General features: G+C 46.7%; 21 protein-coding genes. 3 read left to right on the top strand and 18 right to left on the bottom strand.

Annotated elements, in window-relative coordinates:
• Window positions 1-51: 51 nt before the first annotated feature.
• The 10 genes from LQE92_RS12540 to LQE92_RS14705 all read right to left on the bottom strand — a co-directional run bounded on the left by LQE92_RS12540 (window position 52) and on the right by LQE92_RS14705 (window position 5276).
• Window positions 52-1416 (bottom strand): FAD-dependent oxidoreductase, encoded by a 1365-nt coding sequence (locus tag LQE92_RS12540; RefSeq protein ID WP_231063296.1) that lies wholly within the window; start codon window positions 1414-1416, stop codon window positions 52-54.
• 25 nt (window positions 1417-1441) lie between these two features.
• Window positions 1442-1864 (bottom strand): RrF2 family transcriptional regulator, encoded by a 423-nt coding sequence (locus LQE92_RS12535; RefSeq protein WP_231063295.1) that lies wholly within the window; start codon window positions 1862-1864, stop codon window positions 1442-1444.
• Window positions 1854-2735 carry a 4Fe-4S binding protein gene (locus tag LQE92_RS12530; RefSeq protein WP_231063311.1) on the bottom strand — a complete coding sequence of 294 codons (882 nt, stop codon included), beginning with the start codon at window positions 2733-2735 and terminating at the stop codon, window positions 1854-1856. The genes LQE92_RS12535 and LQE92_RS12530 overlap by 11 nt, the downstream gene beginning before the upstream one ends.
• A 13-nt stretch (window positions 2736-2748) precedes the next feature.
• Window positions 2749-2895: a CD1871A family CXXC motif-containing protein gene (locus LQE92_RS12525; protein WP_231063294.1), complete on the bottom strand. Its 147-nt coding sequence runs from the start codon at window positions 2893-2895 to the stop codon at window positions 2749-2751.
• Window positions 2885-3511 (bottom strand): TlpA family protein disulfide reductase, encoded by a 627-nt coding sequence (locus LQE92_RS12520; protein ID WP_231063293.1) that lies wholly within the window; start codon window positions 3509-3511, stop codon window positions 2885-2887. The genes LQE92_RS12525 and LQE92_RS12520 overlap by 11 nt, the downstream gene beginning before the upstream one ends.
• A 156-nt stretch (window positions 3512-3667) precedes the next feature.
• Window positions 3668-3790, bottom strand: a complete 123-nt coding sequence (locus tag LQE92_RS14470) for a hypothetical protein (protein ID WP_269141951.1) — start codon at window positions 3788-3790, stop codon at window positions 3668-3670.
• A gap of 17 nt (window positions 3791-3807) precedes the next feature.
• Window positions 3808-4191: a hypothetical protein gene (locus tag LQE92_RS12515; protein WP_231063292.1), complete on the bottom strand. Its 384-nt coding sequence runs from the start codon at window positions 4189-4191 to the stop codon at window positions 3808-3810.
• A gap of 374 nt (window positions 4192-4565) precedes the next feature.
• On the bottom strand, window positions 4566-4901 hold the full coding sequence (locus LQE92_RS12510; RefSeq protein WP_231063291.1) for a chemotaxis protein CheW: 336 nt from the start codon (window positions 4899-4901) through the stop codon (window positions 4566-4568).
• Between the two features lie 59 nt (window positions 4902-4960).
• Complete coding sequence (locus tag LQE92_RS12505) at window positions 4961-5152, bottom strand: hypothetical protein (RefSeq protein ID WP_231063313.1); 192 nt, start codon at window positions 5150-5152, stop codon at window positions 4961-4963.
• Window positions 5100-5276 carry a diguanylate cyclase domain-containing protein gene (locus LQE92_RS14705; RefSeq protein WP_231063290.1) on the bottom strand — a complete coding sequence of 59 codons (177 nt, stop codon included), beginning with the start codon at window positions 5274-5276 and terminating at the stop codon, window positions 5100-5102. The genes LQE92_RS12505 and LQE92_RS14705 overlap by 53 nt, the downstream gene beginning before the upstream one ends.
• Window positions 5277-5420: 144 nt before the next feature.
• On the opposite strand from LQE92_RS14705, the gene LQE92_RS12495 reads away from it, so the two are divergent.
• On the top strand, window positions 5421-5891 hold the full coding sequence (locus tag LQE92_RS12495; RefSeq protein ID WP_231063289.1) for a methylglyoxal synthase: 471 nt from the start codon (window positions 5421-5423) through the stop codon (window positions 5889-5891).
• A 227-nt stretch (window positions 5892-6118) separates the two neighbouring features.
• Here LQE92_RS12495 and LQE92_RS12490 read toward each other — a convergent pair whose 3' ends face one another.
• Window positions 6119-7405, bottom strand: coding sequence for an amidohydrolase family protein (locus LQE92_RS12490; RefSeq protein ID WP_231063288.1), 1287 nt, complete (start codon window positions 7403-7405; stop codon window positions 6119-6121).
• 243 nt (window positions 7406-7648) lie between these two features.
• Between LQE92_RS12490 and LQE92_RS14465 the strand changes: the two genes are divergently transcribed.
• Window positions 7649-7777: a hypothetical protein gene (locus LQE92_RS14465; RefSeq protein ID WP_269141950.1), complete on the top strand. Its 129-nt coding sequence runs from the start codon at window positions 7649-7651 to the stop codon at window positions 7775-7777.
• Here LQE92_RS14465 and LQE92_RS12485 read toward each other — a convergent pair.
• From LQE92_RS12485 to LQE92_RS12470, 4 genes are all read right to left on the bottom strand, one after another.
• On the bottom strand, window positions 7774-9132 hold the full coding sequence (locus LQE92_RS12485) for a DUF3887 domain-containing protein (RefSeq protein WP_231063287.1): 1359 nt from the start codon (window positions 9130-9132) through the stop codon (window positions 7774-7776). The two genes, LQE92_RS14465 and LQE92_RS12485, sit on opposite strands and share 4 nt — an antisense overlap.
• Window positions 9133-9356: 224 nt before the next feature.
• Window positions 9357-11981, bottom strand: a complete 2625-nt coding sequence (gene ppdK / locus LQE92_RS12480; protein ID WP_231063286.1) for a pyruvate, phosphate dikinase — start codon at window positions 11979-11981, stop codon at window positions 9357-9359.
• A 156-nt stretch (window positions 11982-12137) separates the two neighbouring features.
• Entirely contained in the window at window positions 12138-13016 is an 879-nt protein-coding gene (gene hslO, locus LQE92_RS12475; RefSeq protein WP_334301397.1) for an Hsp33 family molecular chaperone HslO, read from the bottom strand.
• An 83-nt stretch (window positions 13017-13099) separates the two neighbouring features.
• Window positions 13100-13903, bottom strand: coding sequence for a class I SAM-dependent DNA methyltransferase (locus LQE92_RS12470; protein ID WP_231063284.1), 804 nt, complete (start codon window positions 13901-13903; stop codon window positions 13100-13102).
• Window positions 13904-14181: 278 nt separating this feature from the next.
• Between LQE92_RS12470 and LQE92_RS12465 the strand changes: the two genes are divergently transcribed.
• On the top strand, window positions 14182-14481 hold the full coding sequence (locus tag LQE92_RS12465; RefSeq protein ID WP_231063283.1) for a hypothetical protein: 300 nt from the start codon (window positions 14182-14184) through the stop codon (window positions 14479-14481).
• A 171-nt stretch (window positions 14482-14652) separates the two neighbouring features.
• Here the strand turns inward: LQE92_RS12465 and LQE92_RS12460 are convergent, their stop codons facing one another.
• Genes LQE92_RS12460 through LQE92_RS12450 form a run of 3 tightly spaced genes read right to left on the bottom strand, consistent with a single transcriptional unit; the run spans window position 14653 to window position 16962 of the window.
• Window positions 14653-15291, bottom strand: coding sequence for an ABC transporter ATP-binding protein (locus LQE92_RS12460; RefSeq protein ID WP_231063282.1), 639 nt, complete (start codon window positions 15289-15291; stop codon window positions 14653-14655).
• A 17-nt stretch (window positions 15292-15308) separates the two neighbouring features.
• Complete coding sequence (locus tag LQE92_RS12455; RefSeq protein WP_231063281.1) at window positions 15309-16163, bottom strand: hypothetical protein; 855 nt, start codon at window positions 16161-16163, stop codon at window positions 15309-15311.
• Window positions 16153-16962, bottom strand: coding sequence for a hypothetical protein (locus LQE92_RS12450; protein WP_231063280.1), 810 nt, complete (start codon window positions 16960-16962; stop codon window positions 16153-16155). Before LQE92_RS12450 ends, LQE92_RS12455 begins: the two co-directional genes overlap by 11 nt.
• Window positions 16963-16964 lie beyond the last annotated feature (2 nt).

The following is a 16964-nucleotide window of genomic DNA, read 5'->3' as shown; positions in this document are numbered from 1 at the left end:
GGGACGTCTCCTTAAACGGCAGACTGCCTTTTTGTCAAGTTATAGTACCCTTTACTGACCGAACAGATCATTAAATGCTTCACTCATGGTAGGATGTGTATAGATCTGTCTGCCCAGCATCCGGCAATCAGCTTCCAGATCCATTGCCAGCTTTACGGTATTGATTATCTCATAAGACTCTTCACAGAGCAGCATCGCTCCCAGGATTCGGTTCGTCTTTTCATCGATAACGGCTTTCAGAAGTCCCTTAGGGTTCTTTAATACCTGAGCTTTCGGAATCGCCGCCGCCGGCATCTTCAGAATCTTTACCTGATATCCTGCCGCCCTTGCTTCTTCCTCATTCAGTCCCACCCGTGAAAAGGACGGGGTAATGAATACACTGTATGGCACATTTTTTCTGTCTGCCCGTGTGTAATCTCCCCCATTCATCTGGGACCATACGATTCTGAAGTCATCCAGTGATACATAGGTAAACTGGAGACCGCCTGTTGCATCTCCCATCGCCCAGATATTTGGAGCGCTGGTCTTCAGCTTGTCATCTACGATGACAGCGCCGCGGGCGTCTAACCTGACCCCCGCGTTCTCTGCGTCAAGGTCTTCTGTATTGGGCTTCCTTCCAGTCGCCGCCAGCACCGCCTGAGACTGGAGGAGCACTTCTTCCCCTTCCCACAAAATGCTCGTCTCCGCATAGCCTTCCTTTGCTTCCACCTTTTGTATCTTGGCTCCCAGCCTGAATGCCACTCCCCGTTCTTCCAGTATAGAACGGATCGCTTCCGCCACATCCCTGTCTTCCCTCTTCAGAAAGGTTTTCCCATCCTGCAGGATCGTGACCTTTGTACCGAAGCCGGAATACATGGACGCGAATTCCAAGCCTATGTATCCGCCCCCGATGATGACCAGACGCTCTGGAAGGGTATCCAGATCCATCAGGCCGGCGCTGGTATACACATACGGATTTCCCTCAAGTCCCTCAATGGGAGGGATCACCGGTGTCCCGCCGGTATTTATAAATATTTTTTCTCCTTCCAGTGAGAAGGTTTTATTCTCTGTCTTTACCGATACAACTGTATTGGAGATAAAGGAGGCGGTTCCATTATATACCGTAACATTTTCCATATCATCAAGCTTCGAAAAATTCTTTCCGCGGAGCGCAGCCGTAAGACGTCTCTTCTCTTCGACTGCATCCTTATATTCCCGTGCTTTTTCCTCAAAGCTTTTCTCAGGATGGAGCGCAGCAATTCCAGAACTCCTCACCAAAGATTTCGACGGAATACATCCGACGTTGATACAGGTTCCTCCATACATATCCGGATCCTTCTCGATCATGGCAACCCTTTTCCCCTGAGCTCCCAGCTTGGCCGCCAGTGTTTTTCCCCCTTTACCAAATCCGATGATTATCGCATTATATCGTTCCATCCTGTTTACTCCTTTCCAGCTCTGATCATTTTCCATTCCCTTTAAAAATCTGATCGTCAATATCCTGAATGGTCATGTTTTCCAGCCTTTTTTTACAGAGCTCATTCAGTTCCCCGTATATTCCATCCATGATCCCGGCCATGCCGGATGCGACCAGACAGTCCATGTCCAGACTCCCGGACCGCCAGGAGGCTTTCACCATATCTGCCTCCAGAGCCTCGCATATCTGGCGGAGGTTTACCTCCTCCGCTTTCCGCACCATGTAATAGCCTCCGTTCAGCCCCTCTTTTGTCCCCACCAGGCCTTTTTTCTTCATTTTTGCCATGACTTTCCTGATGCGCGCCGGATTAGTGCACACATTCACTGCCAGGGCCTCGCTGGCCAGAGTAGCTCCCTTATGATTTAAATATACCAGGGCATGTACTGCAATTGAAAATTCACTCGTCATTCTGTCGTCCGTCCTTTACTATGGTAGTTTCCTTCTTCTTTCCCATGCCGCTGCAGATTGCTCCATGGGGGCAGCTTTTCAGGCAGTCCCCGCACCGGATACATTCCCGGCTGTTCGGTGTTTCCCATACTCGAATATCCATTTTACAGGCTTTTTGGCATTTGCCGCATCTTGTGCACTTTTCCGGGTCCACCTGGTACCGGTACAGCGCAATCGGATTAAACAGGCTGTATATGGCGCCCAGAGGACATATATATTTACAGAAGGGCCTGTATACGATAACAGACAGGAAAATCATGAGCAGCAGTACAGCCATTTTCCAATGGAACAGCCAGCCGATGGCGCCCCGGAGCGGCTCATTGAGCAGCACCAGGGGGATTCCTCCCGTAAGTGTCCCGCTGGGACAGATATACTGACAAAACCAGGGACTTCCCTGTCCGACGATGTCCACCGCGAACAGAGGAAGGATTATGACAAAGACCGCCAGTATCACATACTTCATCCAGACCAGCACCTTGTGTCCGGGCAGATTTTTCCGTTTCTTTATAAAAGGAATTTTATAAAGCAGATCCTGAATAAGTCCGAACGGGCAAAGCCACCCGCACACGAACCGCCCTGCCAGGGAGCCGATCAGCATGAGAAACCCAATCACGTAAAAGGAAAATCTGTAATTTCTGCTGCCCAGCACCGCCTGCAGAGAACCGATGGGGCAGGAGCCCAACGCCCCGGGACAGGAGTAACAGTTAAGTCCCGGAACACATACGGCTTTCGTCGGCCCCGTAAAGATCTTTCCCTTTACAAAGCCCAGCAGGTATCCATTAGTAAGGGCAGAAAATCCAACCTGCACCCAGAGTCTCGCCCTTTTTTTCATTCGTTTTAAAAGTTCAGCCAATTCCTATACACTCCAAACATATATTCACTGCTTTTTTCAGTACGGTTCCCGCTTCGCCTCTGCTGATGCCGAATATCAGGAATCCCACCGCTGCCGCTATCAGAACCCTTCTGATCCAGATAACCTTTTTATCTTTCATCTTTCACCTGCTCCAGCAATTCGTTTATAGCCTCTTCCCATTTCTCCTTGCTCTTCGCCCCATATTGAGCGGAGCCTACCTGTTTGCCCTCCTTATCCACAAATACGGTAGTGGGCACAACCTGCACCTCTTGTAAATAGCCCAGATACAGATCCTTCGATACAACGATATGCGTGTAATCCGCTCCCGTTGTGTTCACGATCTCCAAAGCCGTCTCGTCCTTTGCTTCTACCACATCACTGACGATTCCGATCACCTGGACCCCTTTGTCCTTGTACTCTTCACTTATTTCTCCCAAGTCGGGCATCTCACTGATGCACGGCCCGCAAAAGGTTCCCCAGATATTCACCATAGTCAGATCTGCCCCAGAAAATATCTCCTGATCCACCGCTTCTCCATCCAGAGTCTCTGAGGTAAAGCTTCCGAATAAAGGAGACGCTTCTGCCGTCTCTTCTTCCGAAGATTCAGAAGCTTCTGTCCCTTTTTCTTCGGTAGATCGTGTTTCCTCTTTAGCCGTCTCCGGTTCCGCACGCTTCGCACCGCAGCCGGCAAACATTCCTGAGCTGGTGATCATGAGGATTACTGCAGCACCGCTGATAAGTCGTTTCAGTTTCATATACACCTCCGGTTATAAACTGTTCTATTTTCTGTCTCAGTTATTACTGTAATTATAATCATAACAGTTTGTTTTGTCAAGAGCTTTTTAAAAGGATGCAAAAGCCATGAAGTTCAAAGATATTCTGTTAATCATGATACAAAATACTTTTTGGAATCATTTATAGTTAGCTCCGATCAAATTCTGGTTCAGCACCGGCAGAAGTTCCGGACCGTCACGATTTCGGTTCGCTGGCGATGCAGGGGCCGCTTTATCCCCCGCTTTGGCAGTACCGCTCACATGTCGACAGGAAATCTTTATGATTTCCCGTCTCCTGTTCGCTCAGAAACGGAATCGGATTTTCCGTTTCTGCCTCCCTCCGCCTGGGGAACACCGGCCGCTGCCCTGCGGCGCTCTCCTTTAGGCCGGCCCGGAATCGTTCCGCCGGTTTCCTGTCTGCCGCACCGTTTCAGACATGCACTATATTCCTGATTCCAGAAAAGGATCGGATATCCACAGGGCCCGCACGCCTTACGGCGGCGGGCCTCCGTGGCCGCCTCAATGGCTTTCAAAACAAACTGGAGGTTATTTCGGTGCGGAAAGAGGAGCAGGAGGAACGATCCGATTCCATCGTAAGGGGAGCGCCGCAGGGGCGTTAGCAGGATCTTTCCGGCCGCAGGGAGGTAAAAACCGAATTTCATGCAGGTTTTTATTGGAATCTGACATGGAAAAATATCGATTTATCCATGTCAGTTGGAAAAGACCGACTAAAGGCCGCAAAGATGCTGGTTACGGCTGCCAGCGACTCGCCTGGATGGAAGCGGACTTTCTCCTGCCTCCTTTGATTCGTTAAGATAAGTTTGTTTGAGAGGTATTCAAAGGTATACTTCTATTTGGGGGAATCCTGATATGACCTATGATTTTTACAGGTTGAGAAAAAATATACGACAAAGAGAAAAGGCTCCGCTGCCCTTTAATTTATCTGACCATATACACGGAGCTGTTACTAATTTACTTTTTGGCCTGTCAATAAGCAGCTGCCACGGCCATATATTTCCTTAATTGTCATATGCTATCAGCCCTTCTGCGCTTCTTTGTACATCCAGCACGCAGATGATCTCTTCACCCTTCCGGTATACTCCCCGCTTTTTCCATACCTCACCAGAATTATTATAAAAGTTTCTTCCTTGTCTGAGACTCTGATATGCGAAGGGTTCTTATCCATTTCTACCTGGACCGCAAAAAGGACCCGTCCTTTATAGTATATAGTCCCGCAAAAATAGTCGGGAAGAAGGGAAACCGGATAAACGGACATATTGATGCAGATTTCTTCTACGTCCTGAAATTCCACCGCATAGACAGTGCTTCCCCATGAAAAGCAAAGCACCTCCCGCTTCTCTTCATTTTCCATTTTTGCTCATCCTTTCTTCCGCCCGGCTTTTCTGTACACTATCTATAAAAGCATCCACATCAATGAACATACAGACCTTTCCGTTTCCCATAACGCTGCACCCGTTCATGCCCGTCCGCCAAGAACCGGACACTTTCCACAACAGTATGTTCCAGCGGAAGTCTGAGGCTGATGGAAGTCCCCAATCCATCGCGGCTTTCAATTCCAAGATGTCCGCCGTCGTCCTCTATCAGCCTCCTCACAATGTCCATGCAATTGTACTTTGTGCCGTTTGCATATTTCTTCCGTAATATTGGACATACATATCAGGACCACGTCGCCTGCCTCATGTCCATACTGGTTGTCTATCTTTTTAAAATTATCCACGTCAGCCATGAAATATCAAATATTTTCCATGGCCGGAAATTCGCGCCCAAGAAAGAACGCCGGCAGAAGTTCCGGGCGTTGAAAACATCCGGGAAATGTGTTAGAGTTTAGTTATATCCGGTTAAAATGGAATCCTGAAGGAGGTTCACCAGAATGAAGGAAGATTATATTACCTTTACCATTGCAGAAAAGAAAAACATTGCTTTGATCGCTCATGATAATGAGAAGCCTAAGCTGATTGAATGGTGCGCGGAAAATTATGATATTTTGAAAGAGCATAATCTGTGCGGAACAGGCACTACAGCAAGGATGATCGCAGATAAAACGGGCCTGTATATAAAAGCATATAACAGCGGGCCTCTGGGGGGAGACCAGCAGATCGGGGCGAAGATCGTGGAGGGTGTCATAGATTTTGTCGTCTTTTTCTCCGACCCTCTGACAGCCCAGCCGCATGATCCGGATGTAAAGGCGCTGATGAGAATTTCCCAGGTCTATGATATACCTATGGCGATCAACAAAGCGACGGCGGATTTTATGATTCAGTCAAAATTCATGAACAAGAAATACGACCACCAGGTAATTAATTTTCACAAAAATGTCAGCGACAGAGCCAAATCCCTGTAGACTGCCTTCCCCGCTGGCACTGCAGGAAAATGAAAAGTATACTCCCTCCTAAGAGACAAGCTATTATATGATTTCACTTGTCTGCCTAAAAGGGAGCATATCAAAGATAATATTAGAACGCGCAGTTCTGGGGAATATCGTTACACGTGCTTCTATTACAGCAAAACCTTTTTTCGATATTTCTTAATGGAAAAGATAAGATAATTCCTGATCTGGCTTTTTATTCTTCAGTTCTGCAGACATCTGTCAAGCTCCTGCTCGCAAACGCGGTATTTCCTGACAACCGGCTTTTTAAACGCTTTTCCGCGCGCGACTACCATATACGGAGTGCGGAGTGCGGCCAGATCCTCCAATGGATTTTTCTCTGTGATCAGAAAATCCGCACTTTTCCCCGGCTCTATACTGCCTGTCTCCTGTCCAATGCCTGCGATCTCCGCGTTTCTTTTCGTCGCCGTGTAAAGTGCGAAGGCCCGGCTCACACCAACATATTTATGGAAATACTGCAGCTCTCTCCACATGTCGTAATGGGTGACAAACGGACATGCCGTATCAGTGCCCAATCCCACCGGTATATCATGTTCAAGCGCCGTCTTGGCGCAGTTTATGATGCCTTCCAGCACAATGTTTCCGTTATACCTCATCATCTCCGTGCTGTCCATAATTTCTTTCCCGAACTTCGCCAAGGGAACGGCAGGTGAAATCGTGCAGATGTCACAGGCTTTCTTTTTTTTGAACAGGGCGATGATCTCTTCATCGGGAGACGCCCCGTGTTCAATCGTATCCACCCCGTTTTCCAGCGCTACCCGTACTCCCTCCGGACTTTCTGTGTGGGCGGCCACACGGTATCCCGCTTTATGAGCTTCTTCGCAGCAGGCTTTTACGTAAGAAGGAGGCATCTTCAATACTCCCGGCTCTCCCTTCACCTTCGCGTCCAGTACGCCTCCGGTAATCATAAGTTTTATCCAATCGGGTTTCTCTCCGGCGATTTTTCTCACCAATGCACGGCATTCTTCTTCACTTCCCGCGGAATATGCCACGGAGCCGGTCATATGGCCTCCCGGTACGGAAACCGCCATATTGGATGCCAGGATCCTCGGGCCGTCCAGCTTTCCGGCGCTGATGCGGTCACGGATCAAGGTATCAAAATTTCCGAGACCGCCGACCGTGCGGATCGTAGTCACTCCAGATAAAAGCTCCGTCTTCGCAAAGTTTTCGCACATCTTTATTCCGATAAAACGGGTAAGTCTGTTTTTCATCACCAGCTTGGCCGCCGCTGTACTGTCCTGCTGCTTTTTCTTTGGCGCACCGCTTCCCGGCAGATGAACGTGCAGATTAATAAGGCCCGGCATCAAATACCGGCCTTCCAGATCGATGACTTCTCCTTCTCCGGAAACCGCCTCCTCCTTTGTGACCGATACGATCCTGCCGTCTTCTACAACTAATGTCATGTCCGGCTGCGGCTCCATTTTTTCCGATCCGTCAAGTACCGTACAGCGGCGATAGATAGTTTTCATTTTATCCACATCCTTTCCTTTTTCACATCATAATCTGTTTAACACATCATACTTTTGAATATCTTAAATTATATTCGTTTTTATTACCAGGTGGGACAGAAGGAAATCACCAGCGATTTCCAAAAAAGCTTATAATCAGCCAACAACCCGCGCGGCAAGGTCTGTAAAAGAATTTTGACACGGTTTTTTTCTTTGTGCCAAAGATATTTGATAAACCTCGACGTTCTGCTGAAAGGAGCTGTCATGATCAATATCATAACGGCGGCCTTGCTGATCATGCTCCATATGTTCATACCAGAAAACTTGTATTTCCTGTCCGGTGTTTTTTGTCTCATGGTCATCAGCTCATCCATTTTACTCTATCAGTTCTAATGCCTTCCCCGGATGTTCAGCCAGTCGGCGATATCGTCGATGACATATTGGGGCACAGGCGTATTTTGACGGTATTCTACACTCAGCAGTTCCTGAAAAGGAACCGGATCGCCCTGGTAATCCCCCATAATATGGTTCAGATCATCATAACGCTTATATGCCGCGTCCGGATGGCCGGCTAATGCGGTCTGCCATGCCATGATTCCGTTTTCCGGCGTAACCTGACGGTCCCTTCCTCCCTGGAGGATCAGAATCGGTTTTTTATCCGCAAGATGCAGTTCCGCAGGTTCTAAACTAAATAGATGCCTGGAATAAATACCCGGAAGTCCGAATACAGTCATATCCGCCAGTTCATCTTCCGTGTATTCTGAAATATGCTCGGCCTTCTGCACCTCTTCATCAAGCATCGCCTGTCCGACTGCCTTCTGCACTTCATTCTGCTCTTCCAGCGACATCTCATTTTGCTGCAGAGAAATCTTCCACAGCGGCAGCGGCGTGCCACCCATGCTGATATATCCCGCCACATCAGGACATTCTTTTCCTATGGATGACAGCAAAGAACCGCCCAAACTCATTCCCAGCACATAGATGGAGTCTCCGGGGACCGATTCCTGCTGCTTCAGCCAATTCACAGCGTTTACAGCATCCAAAACAGATTCCTCCTCCACCGTGAAAGCAGAACCATATTTTTCCGTCACTTTTTCACCATAAGTGTATGTCACCTTATCATAGCGGAGAACGGCGATTCCCTGAGCGGCGAGACCATATGCCAGATCACGAAACGGTTTATTAAAACCAATCGTAGAATCCCGGTCCAGGGGGCCCGAACCATGGACGAGGACCAAAGCCGCCCTCGGCACCTCTTTTGGCATCGTCAACGTACCATATATCGGAAATCCCGGCTGCGAATCAAAGGTGATTTCCTGCTCGGTGATCCCCTCCGGCAGGTCAGACTTGATCGGTCCGGCTTTCATAAAAAAACCGGCAACAAGTCCCTGAGAATCAAACACAGTGCGCTGAACGGCCGTCCCGTTTTCACAGATGAGCTCAAGTTCCACCACTTCATATCCCTCAGTTTCAAATTGAATGAATTCGCCCGTTTTCTGAAAGGTCCCGAATCCACTTTCCGTCTCATCCCATATTTTTTCCCAGTCCTTCGCAGATAGGGTTTTCATTTGATCTCCCATAAAGCCGGCAATCTCATCATATTCTGATCCGCTGAGTTTTTCCGTGATTTGTTTTGAAATCTGTACCAAATCTTTTTCGCCTTCTGGCTGCTGCGCCTTCGGCTCCCCGCATGCGGCCAGAGCTGCTGTAAGAATGACTGTCAGCAGAATGCAAACTGTTTTTTTCATAATACCCCTCCTCCTGTACCCACCATATAATAAATATATTTTACTGTCAAGATAAATGGTCTCTATCATGTATACAAAAAAAGACCCGGAAACTCAGGATTTCTCCTGAATTTCAAGGTCTATTCTTTGTTTGTTTCTTATTTAGTCTTTTGTTCAGAGGATAATGACTTTCTCACACTGGACGATAATAGTGATTTCCCTGTGACACAGCAGAAATCAACTGCCTACTTATTATTAAGCGCCGCCTGTGCCGCCGCCAGTCTTGCGATCGGTACGCGGTAAGGTGAGCAGGATACATAGTTCAGTCCGATCTTATGGCAGAATTCTACGGAGCTGGGGTCGCCGCCGTGTTCACCGCAGATACCAAGCTTCAGATTCGGATTAGTCTTGCGTCCCTTCTTAGCCGCCATGGCGACCAGCTGACCTACGCCCTCCTGATCCAGCTTTGCAAAAGGATCGGATTCATAAATCTTGTTGCTGTAGTAGGACTGCAGGAACTTTCCTGCATCGTCGCGGGAGAAGCCAAAGGTCATCTGAGTCAGGTCATTGGTCCCGAATGAGAAGAACTCCGCCTCTTCTGCGATCTTATCAGCAGTCAGAGCCGCGCGGGGAATCTCGATCATGGTCCCTACATGATAATTGATGTATTCGCCCTTTTCTTTCATGACTTCTTCTGCCGTGGCAATCACCACATCTTTTACAAATTTAAGCTCTTTCTTTTCGCCGACCAAGGGAATCATGATTTCGGGAACGATGTCATATCCCATCTCTTCCTTCACTTCAATGGCAGCTTCAATGATCGCTCTCGTCTGCATCTTCGCAATTTCCGGATAGGTAACCGCAAGACGGCATCCACGATGGCCCATCATCGGGTTGAACTCATGAAGATCGTCGCACTTCGCCTGCACCTGTTCAGGAGTCAGGCCCATATCATCCGCCAGTGCCTTAATATCCGCAGGATCGGTGGGAACGAACTCATGAAGCGGCGGATCCAGATAACGTACGGTCATCGGACGGCCTCTAAGAGCCTTATACATTGCCTTGAAATCCGCTTTCTGGAAAGGAATCAGCTCGTTCAGAGCAGCCTCACGCACTTCCACAGAATCGGAAAGAATCATCTTCCGAATCTTCGGAATCCTGTCAGGATCAAAGAACATATGCTCAGTACGGCAGAGGCCGATGCCCTCCGCACCCAGCTTAACAGCATTTTCTGTATCAACGGGGGTATCTGCATTGGTACGTACCTGCAGCTTACGGAACTGATCCGCCCATCGCATGATACGCCCGAAGTTTCCGCCTACGGAAGCCTCCACTGTTTTGATATCGCCTTTATAAATCTTGCCTGTCGTGCCGTCCAGAGAAATATAATCCCCCTCTGTGAAGGCATGTCCGCCCAGTTCAAATTTCTTGGCGGCTTCGTCTATCTTGATTTCTCCGCAGCCGGATACACAGCAGGTGCCCATGCCGCGCGCCACTACTGCCGCATGTGAAGTCATGCCGCCGCGCACCGTCAGGATTCCTTCTGCCGCGTGCATACCCTCGATATCCTCGGGTGATGTCTCCAGACGGACCAGGATGACTCTTTCGCCTCTTTCGTGGGCTTCTTTTGCATCCTCAGCAGTAAAATAAACCTTTCCTGCCGCAGCTCCGGGAGACGCGGGAAGCGCGCTTCCGATCACTTCTCCGGCTTTCAGCGCAGCTGTATCAAAGGTGGGATGAAGCAGCTGATCAAGGGATTTCGCCTCAATACGGCATACCGCTTCTTCAGGAGTGATCTTGCCTTCGTCCACCAGGTCGCAGGCTATCTGGATAGCCGCGGGAGCAGTCCTTTTGCCGTTACGGGTCTGGAGGAAGTAAAGCTTCCCTTCCTGAATCGTGAATTCCATATCCTGCATATCGCGGTAGTGGTCTTCCAGCTTATTCGCGATCGCCATGAATTCCTTATAGCATTCCGGCAGATCCTCCGCCAGTTTGGTGATAGGCTGGGGAGTACGCACGCCCGCCACAACGTCCTCGCCCTGCGCGTTGATCAGGTATTCGCCATAAATACCTCTTGCGCCGGTGGACGGATTACGGGTGAAGGCAACACCTGTTCCGGAAGTATCGCCCATATTTCCGAATACCATGGTCTGTACGTTTACGGCAGTGCCCCAGTCACCGGGAATATCATTCATTCTTCTGTATACGATGGCACGGGGGTTGTCCCAGGAGCGGAATACAGCTTTTACCGCATCCATCAGCTGAACCTTGGGATCCTGAGGGAATTCCTCACCGTTCATCGCATCTTTATAAACCTGCTTGAATCTCGCGATCAGCTCCTTCAGATCATCGGCCGTCAGCTCCGTATCATAATGAACGCCCTTCGCCGTCTTTACCTCATCAATGATCTTTTCAAAGAAAGATTTGGGAACCTCCATAACAACATCGGAGAACATCTGAATAAATCTTCTGTAGGAATCATATGCAAACCTGGGGTTCCCTGTCTTCTTTGCAAATCCCTCAACAGAAACATCGTTTAAGCCTAAGTTTAAAATTGTGTCCATCATACCAGGCATGGAAGCTCTGGCACCAGAACGTACGGATACTAGGAGAGGATTCTCTGTATCGCCAAATTTTCTGCCGTTCTCGGCTTCAAGCCATGCTAACGCGTCGAAAATCTGTCCCTGAATTTCTTCTGTAATCTTCTTTCCACTGTTGTAATAATCGGTGCAAGCCTCTGTAGTTACAGTAAAGCCCTGGGGAATCGGAAGGCCAAGGTTGGTCATTTCTGCCAGGTTGGCACCCTTTCCGCCAAGAAGGTTACGCATGTCCGCATTTCCTTCTTTAAACAAATATACCCATTTTGCCATATTTTAAATCCCTCCTGTGTTGAATTTAGACGTTAAAGAGCAGGTTGGCCGCCTGCTCCTCATATTATAGCATATAACGGCTTGTCCGCAAACCATTTTTTTGCCATTTTCTCTAATTTTTGTATATTTTTCCAAACAATATTTGGTGATTATTTATTAATCCATCTGATTTCTGATATTTTCGAGCTCTTTTACTCCGAATTGATACCGTTCGCTGCAGAAATGGCAGGAAACCTCCACCGGTTCGCCGGCAGCGATCATATCATCCAGCTCTGTCTTCCCTACGCTGAGAAGCGCCTTTTCCACCTTTTGCTTTGAACAGTCACAGTAAAACCTGGTGGACATCTTATCCAGTATCTCCAGGCCGAAATCTCCCAGGATGGCCTGCAGAATCTGTTCTGGTGACTTGCCTGCATCCAGAAACGAGGTGATGGACGTGATTCCTGACAGATGCCTCTCCAGTGCCGTTATCAGCTCTTCCTCCGCATCCGGCATGAGCTGGATGATAAAGCCTCCCGCCTGCCGCACTGTATTTTCCCGGTTCATCAGCACTCCCAGAGCTACGCTGGACGGAACCTGTTCCGACACTGCATAGTAATAAGTGATATCCTCCGCGATCTCTCCGCTGATCAGATCAATCTGACCGGAATACGGCTCCTTCAGTCCGATATCACGGATTACGGTAAGCGTACCTCTGCCAACCGCCCCCGCCACATCCAGCTTCCCTTTGGAATTGGCATGGATCAAAACCTCCGGATTGACCACGCAGCCCTTCACATCTGCCCTGGAATCCGCGGTGACTGTGATGCCGCCGATGGGGCCATCCCCCTGGATCCTCAGCGTGAGGATATCCTTATCCCCTTTCATCATGCTTCCCATCATCGCGCCTGCCGTCATCAGGCGCCCCAGCGCCGCTGTCGCCACCGGACTGGTATTATGCCTTTTTCTGGCCTCCTCCACCAGGTTTCTGGAAGTCGCTGCAAACGCCCTGATCTTAGCATTCGCCGCCGCCGCGCGGACGATATAGTCTCCCAAGCCTCCGTCTGCTCTTTTTTCCATATTCTCATCTTCCTTTTCAGATATTCCGTTCCCCACTGTCATTCCCTCTTCTATTATTCTCAGACGCAGATTTTCTTTCCCCGTTCTCTGGCAACTACATAAACCCGCTCGCTCTCCTCCCCAGGCGGTTCCCTCGTAAATGCGTCATACGCGTCCACAAACTCCATGCCCGCCTCCATAAGAGCCCCCTGAAACTCAGCAAGTGTATATGCTTTCTGATAATGGATCTCCTCATATTTATGATAAAGAGAAACCCCTTCACCTCTGCCTTCTCCGAACGCCGAATCTGCCTTTACGAATATCGCCAGCTGGTATTCATTGATTCCGCTCTCTTCGTCAAAGTAATTGTCCCAGATAAAGCTTTCGTTCTCCCGATTCTCCGCTATGGTCTTGTCCCCCAAAAGCTCCTGGTATTTATACCAGGTATTGAAATCAAAAATAAAGATGCCGCCAGGATCCAGATAATTGTTCACCAGCCGGAATACCTCCACCAATTCTTCATATGAAGTAATATAATTCATGGAATCGCAGATGCTGACGATGCCTCCCACTGTGCCGAATAATTCAAATTCTCTCATGTCCTGCAGGAGATACAGGATGTCTCTTCCTGACTCCGCTCGTTTTTCCATGGCTATTTCCAGCATCTCTTCCGATTGATCGATTCCAATCATATCGTATCCGGCCTCGGACAGCAGTTCTGTAAGGCTGCCTGTGCCGCAGCCCAGATCTGCAAGCAGACAGTCCCGGCATCCATAATCCCTTAAAAGTCCGGTCAGATAAGCACACCACTCTTCATATGGAACATTGTCCATGAATTTATCATAGACCGCCGCAAAACTGGTATAAGCCGATCCACTCTCCATTTCCATCTGCCTCCGTTATCATCTATGATTCCTTTTGTCCGGTCTGTTCAGCGAATGTATCATACCACAGAAGAGCAAAGTGAGCAAGCCCGCGGAGCTTTTGCCAATGCTCAACTGGAAATCAAAAACGATTTCAGAAAGTATTTGATATCAAAGAACAAAGAATCCCGCTCTGCCGCAGTGCGGTCTTGCCCGGAAGGCTTTTTATTTCATAGAACGAACTTTCCTATACCTTTGAAGATCTTTCAAACGAGTTTTCTTTTTCTGGAATCTAAGAAATGAAATTTGTCCGGTACAGCGCGGCAGGCAGGGCACCGGCAGAACGATTCCGGGCCGGCCTAAAGGGGAGCGCCGCAGGGCAGCGGCCGGTGTTCTCCAGGAGGAGGGAGGCAGAAACGGAAATACCAATTCCGTTTCTGAGCGAACAGGAGACGGGAAATCATAAAGATTTACTGTCGACATGTGAGCGGTACTTCCGGAGCGGGGATAAAGCGGCCCCTGCATCGCCAGCGAACCGAAATCGCGACGGTCCGGAACTTCTGCCGGTGTTTAACCGGAGCCTAAGAGAAATTAGCTAAAAATGATTCCTAAAGGTATGAAATAAAAAAATGAAAAAGAGGTGTATAAGACTTCTCTTCCCGGGCATACTTAAGATAGTACCAAAGAAAAGAGAAATACTTATCCTCCCCTTTTGATTTCCCCCTCACTGCATTGGATGCGGCGGGGGGGATTTTTTATAATTTAATTATTTACGAACACGATATAATTTCTCCGTGATCCATTTCAATAACGGTATCACAAAGTACAGATATATCTTCTTTATTATGACTTGCCAAAAGAATTGTCTTTCCTTCCTCTTTTAAACTCAAAAAAAGTCTTCTCATATCTTTCACTCCTTGATTATCTAACCCATTCATCGGTTCATCCAAAATTAATAAAGATGGGTTTTCCAGGATAGCCTGTGCAATTCCAAGACGCTGACGCATCCCCATAGAATATTTACCAACATTTTTGCGATTAGACGGATCTAACCCCACCAATTCTAAAACATCCTCAATACGCGTTTTTTTCACATTTCCAGATAATTCAGCTAAAAAGCGTAGATTTTTATATCCGCTGTAGTTAGGCAAAAATCCAGGATTTTCAATAATTATTCCAACGTCTTCTGCAATATCAGTGTCTTTACCTATTCTCTTCCCATTAACAATTATTTCTCCCAGTTCTGGATACATAAAGCCACATATACACTTAAAAAGCACTGTTTTTCCGCTGCCATTACGGCCTACGATTCCATGTATCTTTCCCTCTTCAAAAGTTAAAGAAATATTATTTAAAGCAATAAATTGATTAAATCTCTTTGTAACATTTCTTACCTGAATACAATCCATACAATACTCCCCCGATATTAATTAATGATAGTCATAATCTCAACTGCCTGTTTTCTAAATTTACAATACGAAGACACTATTAATACTATAATTCCAGCAATCAGAAAAACAATTGCATAACGAATGGTCGGATAAGGAGATAATCTATTTTTTCCAAACACCATCATACTCATCCAAGTAGGTGGAGAGAAATAATATCCCGTATACATATTTGAAAAAATCCTCGCTAAATATGGTGTAAATGCAACTGCAGCACCTGCTATGGGCCCTAAATATTGATGTCCAAAAATATTAATGCACATCATTAGTAAGCCAGTAAAAATAAATACCAAACAACTCATACCGCATGTGCCCAGTAAAGCCTGCCATGGTTTAAAATCTATTATCATCTGGTACTCTAATTTTACTGTTCCTATCTGCGATGCGGCATCCGTTTGGGCAAGTGTTCCAATTATTTTCCCCCATCCCATATCTATTTTCAAATATGGAAGTATAAGTATAATGCTGATAAAATATAAAAATAAACAATAAATAAGAGAAACAGCAGCAATATATCCTACCTGAGCAGCAAACCATCTGCTTCTTCCAGTCCTAATCATAGTATAAGGTGTATTATTTTTAATAAACGGGGCATCACAAAAAATCAAAACCACCCCTAAAGTAACTATATTCTGAATGTAATATAAAGACGTCAAGTGGGGAAATAGCCATGGCGTGATAGAATAACCAGTCTGGGCACATAAAGTTCGGATAGGCCCCTCAATTTGCTGAAATAAAATCCCTGCCAAAATTAATGCTATATAAAATCTCGGAGAAACAAAACATAGAGATAAATTACCCCGGATAATTTTAACTATTTTTTTAATGGCCAAACTGTATCCTCCTCCTTACATTTCTTAAAAACAATATTCCTACAAGCCCAATCCATAATAAGTAATAACCTACTGTGACAAAAAGGTTCTGAATCCAGGGTAAATCAGGCATAACGCCTATTTTTTGTGACTGCCACATTAATATTGAAGGAAGTCTAAGAGTGCCACATAAAAAATTAAATATGTAGTAAAATATAATAGGAGAACTAAGTACTATAAAACGGTTAGTATCTTTGCTTGATATAAGAAGTGCTACGCAAGCTAAAAAACAATACATCAATGCTTCTGGTATTATAGTGACTAAAAAGTATAACTGCGGAATCCGGGAAAAAGCAGCTTCCTGAAAAGCAGTTGGAGTAAGTTGCATATAATATTTAATTTCTTCTACTCCTCTGGGGAACAATGGATAAAACAATCGAAGTATTAATACAAATAAAATATATCCGGCGATTGTCGCCACCAGCGTTCCAATTACTGTAGTAATTATTTTTGAAATTAAATAACGGTTTCTATTCCCCCTGATTAATTCAATCTTATAATAACCATAATCCCAATCCACACAAAAACTCAGGCAATATGGAAGTATAGCAAAAAAAATCAATAACATTTCAAAGGCACCTACTACTGCCCGGCCATTAAATAAATATAAAACAGAACTTTCAGTAACAACGCCTGTCTCATCCAGAATATTTAGAACATTAATTCCCAAAATGCCAATTACGGCAATATAAAATTGAACACTCGAAAACAGTCTCTTTAAATCCATGCGAATGTAATTTTTTAATTTGGCTTTTTTCATCT

Origin of the sequence: Lientehia hominis (assembly GCF_021044755.1) — a bacterium.
GTDB classification, from domain to species: Bacteria; Bacillota; Clostridia; order Lachnospirales; family Lachnospiraceae; genus Lientehia; species Lientehia hominis.
The sequence above is the reverse complement of the archived record's forward strand: the minus strand, read 5'-3'. Positions and strand labels throughout refer to the sequence as shown.